General features: G+C 70.8%; 5 protein-coding genes. All 5 read right to left on the bottom strand.

What is annotated here, in order from left to right:
• Positions 1 to 196: 196 nt before the first annotated feature.
• The 5 genes from D7Y21_RS39780 to D7Y21_RS39760 all read right to left on the bottom strand — a co-directional run bounded on the left by D7Y21_RS39780 (position 197) and on the right by D7Y21_RS39760 (position 5274).
• Complete coding sequence (locus tag D7Y21_RS39780; RefSeq protein ID WP_233591306.1) at positions 197 to 1441, bottom strand: hypothetical protein; 1245 nt, start codon at positions 1439 to 1441, stop codon at positions 197 to 199.
• Positions 1442 to 1449: 8 nt separating this feature from the next.
• Positions 1450 to 1761 carry a 4a-hydroxytetrahydrobiopterin dehydratase gene (locus tag D7Y21_RS39775; protein ID WP_121718491.1) on the bottom strand — a complete coding sequence of 104 codons (312 nt, stop codon included), beginning with the start codon at positions 1759 to 1761 and terminating at the stop codon, positions 1450 to 1452.
• 75 nt (positions 1762 to 1836) lie between these two features.
• Positions 1837 to 3321 (bottom strand): glycerol kinase GlpK, encoded by a 1485-nt coding sequence (glpK, locus tag D7Y21_RS39770; RefSeq protein WP_120561031.1) that lies wholly within the window; start codon positions 3319 to 3321, stop codon positions 1837 to 1839.
• A gap of 212 nt (positions 3322 to 3533) precedes the next feature.
• A complete protein-coding gene (locus D7Y21_RS39765) occupies positions 3534 to 3770 on the bottom strand; it encodes a hypothetical protein (protein WP_120561032.1) in 237 nt (78 codons plus the stop codon).
• A 520-nt stretch (positions 3771 to 4290) separates the two neighbouring features.
• Positions 4291 to 5274: an SDR family NAD(P)-dependent oxidoreductase gene (locus D7Y21_RS39760; RefSeq protein WP_120561033.1), complete on the bottom strand. Its 984-nt coding sequence runs from the start codon at positions 5272 to 5274 to the stop codon at positions 4291 to 4293.
• Between the last annotated feature and the right edge of the window lie 558 nt (positions 5275 to 5832).

The following is a 5832-nucleotide window of genomic DNA, read 5'->3' as shown; positions in this document are numbered from 1 at the left end:
ATACATGGAATCCCCTCCGTGTACGGCAGGGTTCGCATGCCATCCCACACCGGCAAATACGGCACGGAAGGTTGCTCGGCCGCCCGCTGCTGGACGGCGGATGTATCGCGCGGGTGGGGTTCGCGACGCCGCGGGTGGGCGACGCGAGCGCCCACGAAGGTCCTCCAAGTTACCCAACACGGCGCAAAGCCAGACACTACCGCCAGAAGCCGATGGAGACGCCCCAGTTGGAGTAGCGGCTCGCCAGGTCGAACGACGCGGTGAGGGACCAGTCCTCCCAGTAGCGCAGCACGAACAGCTCGAAGCCGCCGGTGAGGTGCGGCCGGGGGTTCCGGTCCCGGAAGGGGGACGGCTCCAGCCACGTGCCCGCGCGCAGGCGCAAGAGGCCCGGGAAGGTGTCCCATTCAGCGCCCAGGCGCGGCTGGAAGGTGGGGGTGTCGCCCACGGGCTGCGGCTCCGTGGTGATGGCGAGCGAGCGCGACGCCACCGCGTTGCTCACGCTGGAGATGAGGTCCACCTGCGCGGTGATGAGCCACCGGCCGGCCAGCGCGTCGCGGGGCTCCTCCTCCGGCACCGGCAGCGCGTCCCCGTCCACCTGGAGCTGCCGCCGGGCGGCGGGGGACAGCCGGTTGTAGCGGTGCGCGCCCTCGCCCAGCCGCCAGCTGGCGCCCAGGGACAGCACCGCGGGCGACACCACGGCCGCGTAGACCTGGCGGCCCGCGATGAAGGGGCTCTGGCCGTCGTCGCGGCGCCAGCCCGCCACCACCTCCGGACGCACCGCCACGCCAATGCGGTAGGGCCGCCCGTGCGGACGGAAGAGCATGTCCACCGCCACGCCGGTGTCGCCGTAGCGCCAGGACTGGTCGCCCATCTCACTGAAGCTGGCCTGCGCGGAGAAGATGCCCAGGGACAGGATGAAGTCGTCCTGGCCAAAGGCGATGGAGCCCGCGAGCGTGGACTGGGTGAGGGAGACGCGCAGCTTCTCGCCCTCGCCCCGGCAGCCCGCGGTGAGGCAGTAGCCCGTGCGGCTGTTGCGCCACAGGAAGCCGATGCCGAAGCGCTTGTATTGCAACATCAGCGCGCCCAGCAGCTGGCGGCTGTCCACGGATTCGTCAGCCAGGCCGTCGTTGTCCACGTCCCGGCGCTTGGTGCCGGTGAAGGGCAGGTCCAGCCAGGACAGGGTGACGCCCAGGTCCCAGTCGCGCTCCAGCGACGGGCTGCGCTGGGCCAGGGCGGCCAGGTTGCTGGACACACCCGCGGCGCCCTCCGCGATGCCCACGTAGGCGCCGCCCAGGCCCACCACGCGCGCCGACCCCAGGAGCGCGCCGGAGTTGAAATACAGACGTTCCGGACGGGGCTCCGTGGGAGCGTCGTCCTGGGCCAGGGCCGGGAGCGCGGCGAGGGACACCGCGCACGCCAGGGCCGTCAGGGTGCTACGCACGCCGTGAATCACCGGACCGCGGCTCCTTCGCTGAAGAGGCGGTCCGCCTCCGCCGCCAGGGCGGTGTCGCGGGACGTGAGGCCCCCCGCGTCGTGCGTCACCAGCGCCAGCGTCACCTTGCGCCACCGGATGTCGATGTCCGGGTGGTGGTCCGCCGCCTCGGCCGCCTTGGCCACGCGCTCCACGAAGGCGATGCCCTCCAGGAACGAGGGTGCTTCATACGTGCGGCGGATCATCCCGCCCTCGTGCTTCCAGGTGGGGTGCTGGGCGAGGAAGGTCTGGAGCGCATCCGGGGAGAGCAACGTGCGGTCGTCGGCCATGGCGGCCGTTCTACCCGCTCCCCCGCCCGATGGAAGCCCCGGCGCGTTCAATGCGCCGGGCTCCTCTGTCTCATTTCACGCGCGCGAAACCGCCTGCTTCCACTTTTCCAGGTGGCGCGCGCGCACCTCCGGCTTCATCTTCGGCTTGAAGGTCCGGTCCGCCTTCCACGCGCGGCGGATGGCGTCCGGGCTGGTCCACACGCCCGCGCCCAGGCCGCCCAGGAAGGCCGCGCCCAGGGCCGTGGTCTCCAGATTCCGCGGGCGGACCACCGGCACGCCCAACAGGTCCGCCTGGTACTGCATGAGCAGGTTGTTGGCCGCGGCGCCGCCGTCCGCCTTGAAGACGGGGATGTCCCGCCCGCTGTCGCGGCGCATGGCCTCCGCCAGGTCGTGGATTTGAAGGGCCACTCCCTCCAGCGTCGCGCGCGCCAGGTGCGCCACGGTGGTGGAGCGGTCGATGCCGGCGAACAGGCCGCGCGCCTCCGGGCGCCAGTGCGGCGCGCCCAGGCCCGCGAGCGCCGGGACGAAGACGACGTCGCCGGAGTCCTTCACGCTGGCGGCCAGCGCCTCCACGTCCGGGGCCTTCTTGATGACCTTGAGGCCGTCGCGCAGCCACTGCACGGCGGCGCCCGCGATGAAGGAGCTGCCCTCCAGCGCGTAGTGCGTGGTGTTGCCCAGCTTCCACGCCACGGTGGTGAGCAGCCCCGCGGTGGAGCGCACCGGCTGGGTGCCGGTGTTCATGAGCAGGAAGGCGCCGGTGCCGTAGGTGCACTTGGATTCGCCGGGCTCGAAGCACGCCTGCCCGAAGAGGGCCGCCTGCTGGTCTCCCGCCATGCCCGCGACGAGGATGCCATCCGGCAGGCTGCGCATGCCGCGCGTGGTGCCGTACACCTCCGCGTTGCCTCGGATCTCCGGCAGGCACGCGCGCGGCACACCCAGGAGCGAGCACAGCTCGTCATCCCAGTTGAGCGTGCGCAGGTCCATGAGCAGCGTGCGGCTGGCGTTGGACACGTCCGTGACGTGGGCGACGCCGCCGGTGAGCTTGTGCACGAGCCACGAGTCGATGGTGCCGAAGCACACGTCGCCCTTCTCGGCGCGCTTCTTCGCGCCCTTGAGGTGCTGGAAGAGCCAGGTGAGCTTGGTGCCGGAGAAGTAGGGATCCAGCACCAGGCCCGTCACCTCCCGCACGCGGGGCTCGACACCCTGGGCCTTGAGCCGCTGACAGATGTCCGCGGTGCGGCGGTCCTGCCAGACGATGGCGCGGGCCAGGGGCTCGGAGGTCTCGCGGTCCCACAGGCCCGTGGTCTCCCGCTGGTTGGTGATGCCCACCACGGCGATGTCTCGGCCGGTGAGGCCGGCGCCCTTGAGGGCGCGGGCGATGCACCACTCGCTGGTGTTCCAGATGTCGATCAGGTCGTGCTCCACCCACGACGGCTTGGGGAAGTGCTGGGGCAGCTCCTTGTAGGAGCGGCCCACCACCTGCAACCGGGTATCGAGGATGGAGACGTGGGTCCCCGTGGTGCCCTGGTCCAGCGCCAGGACGTATTTCGCCTTCGCCATGCGTGCGGAGCCTCTTTTGTCGGCCAGTGGCCGGACACGGAAGGGGACCCTACTCCAAGAGAAGGCGCCGCACCGACGGAGCGTGCGGGATGTCAGGCACCGGGAGATGTCCGTGGAACGCTCCCGTGCCTGCGTGGGGGGACCATGGCGGCGCGCCTTGCCGGGGGAAGTCCACGGTACTTCCCGGCGCTGCCGCGCACGGCGCCCCGCTTTCAGTAACCCGTGACCCGCGAGCGGTTGTTGAAGTAGCGGCGCAGGCCGTAGGCGCCCAGGCCCGCGAGAATCATCCGGCCCAGCGAGCCGCCCGCGCCGGAGGACCTGCGCCCCCGGTATCCATAGCCGATGGGACGGCGGCCGTAGGCGCTGCGTCCGCGGTTCCAGCCACTGCCCTTGAAGACAGTCCGTTGCGACGCGCCCAGCGCGCCCAGCAGGTTGGATAGCAATGCCATGGTGTCACTCCGTGGTGAGAGGTACGGGGCCCATGCGTCCTCGGCGGGGGTCGGACCCGTGAAGGATGCGCGTGCGTTGAAAGGTGGGCCTCACGCCGTGTGACGACACCCCGTGTCGAGCAGGGCCCGCGAAAGCCCGTGTCCCGGGCCGGAGGGCAGGCGGGCGGGCTGGATGCAAGGCCACTGTGGCTACGGGAACGGCGCGGACCCGGATGCATGGGGTTGGAGAATTCGAGTGATGGCCGCCTGCCCATCGACCGGAAGCCCTGGCCAGGTGAGGTACGGCCCACCCGGTTCCCTGCCCTGGGGGGAGTCTCCAGATTGCGGTCCAGGTGGGCGAACCTCCCGCGCCCCGGCCTCAATCACAGTCAACGCGTTGGATGCGCAGGACACACGAGATGCTCGGACCGAGGAAGACCCTCGGGATGTCGGAGCCGGTGAAGGAGTAGTCCGGCGGCAGGCAGGTGGCAAAACCGCGTGGGGGTCCGTCATCCCTGTGGGACGGACCCCCATGTTCTTTTCAGGCGCGCGGGATGAGTCCCTGTTCGCGAAGGAAGGCCACGGTGTGGGCCACGCCGTCCGCGAGCGGGGTGGGGCGGAAGGCCAGCTCGCGCTGGGCCTTGGCCGCGTTCACGCGTGCTTCCCAGCGCATGAAGGACAGCTGGCCGGGCGCGACGAGCGGCGTGAACGGGAACACGCGCGCGAGCGGCGCGGACACGCGGGCCAGGGCCTCCATCAGGAAGACGGGCGCGACGGCGGGAGGCTTGCCAGCCCCAGCGGCCTGGCTGATGGCGAGCGCGAGGTCCGCGGTGCTGACGTACTGGTCGGAGGCGAGATAGCGCTCGCCGTTGACGCCACGTTCGGCGGCGGCGAGGTGCACGTCGGTGCAGCCGTCCACGTGGACCACGGACATGCCGCCCGGCGGGAGCAGCGGAGCCTTCTTGTTGAGCAACTGGATGAAGAAGGAGTTGAGCCCCACGTGCACGGGGCTGGGGCCGTAGACAGCGGCCGGGTTGACGAAGACGACGTCCAGGCCCTGCTGGCGGATGGCCTCCACGGCGCGCTCGGCGTCCTGCTTGGAGCGTTCGTAGACGGTGGGCTTGGGGTGCGGGTCGATGTTCGCTTCGGTCAACTCGCCGCCCCGGGGCGCGGCGAAGACATCCATGGTGGACGTGTAGACCACGCGGCGCACCTTCGCGGCGTGCGCGGCGGACAGGACGTTCACGCTGCCCTGGCGGTTCACGCGGTCGAAGATGGAGTCGTCCCGATGCCACTGCTCCGGCATGCCCGCGGCGTGGAAGACGAGCTCCACGTCATGCAACGCGGCGGGCAGGGTGCCCGGCGACGTGACGTCCCCCTGGATGAGCTGCACGGTGGAGGGGAGCAGCTTCGAGGCGCGGGCCAGGTCCCGCACGAGCGCGCGGACGGAGGCGCCCTGCTTCACGAGCCGCTGCGCGATGGCATTGCCGATGAGGCCGGTGGCCCCGGTGACGAGGACGTTCATGGGGCCGGCAATCTAAGCCCCCTGGCCTCCAAGCTGTACACCGTCGGTCCGACACGGCTCCAACCGCTCTGCCTGTTGAACAGGTCCCCTCGGCTCGAATGGGGTGGCCGCTCCCAGGCCGCGGTCCTCCAAAACCTGTCGGACAGTCGGACAGGTTTCCGCGGTTTGGATGGAGCGGGACCCCAAGCGGTGATCCCGAACCTGTCGGACAGTCGGACAGGTTTCCGAGGCTCGGTGGCGCCACCGTCCCGAAGCGTGCGATCTGAACCTGTCGGACAGTCGGACAGGTTTCGCTGCGGCCCGGATGGGGCGGTGTCCCCCCCGAGTGCAGTGGACCCAACCTGTCGGACAGTCGGACAGGTTTTCGCGGCTTGGATGGAGCGGGACCCCAAGCGGTGATCCCGAACCTGTCGGACAGTCGGACAGGTTTCCCTGCGGCCTGGGGGGAGTGGTCCCCTTGCTGCGGTGGCCCCAGGCATCTGGAGCCTGGAACTCGTGGCCGTGATGGCCGCTCGCGTCAGCGGTGCCGTGCCCCGCGGGGCTCGGGACGGGAGCGCA

It is taken from the genome of Corallococcus sp. AB045, assembly GCF_003668895.1.
Classification (GTDB): domain Bacteria; phylum Myxococcota; class Myxococcia; order Myxococcales; family Myxococcaceae; genus Corallococcus; species Corallococcus coralloides.
Note: the sequence above shows the minus strand (reverse complement) of the source record. Positions and strands in the feature narration are given on the sequence as shown.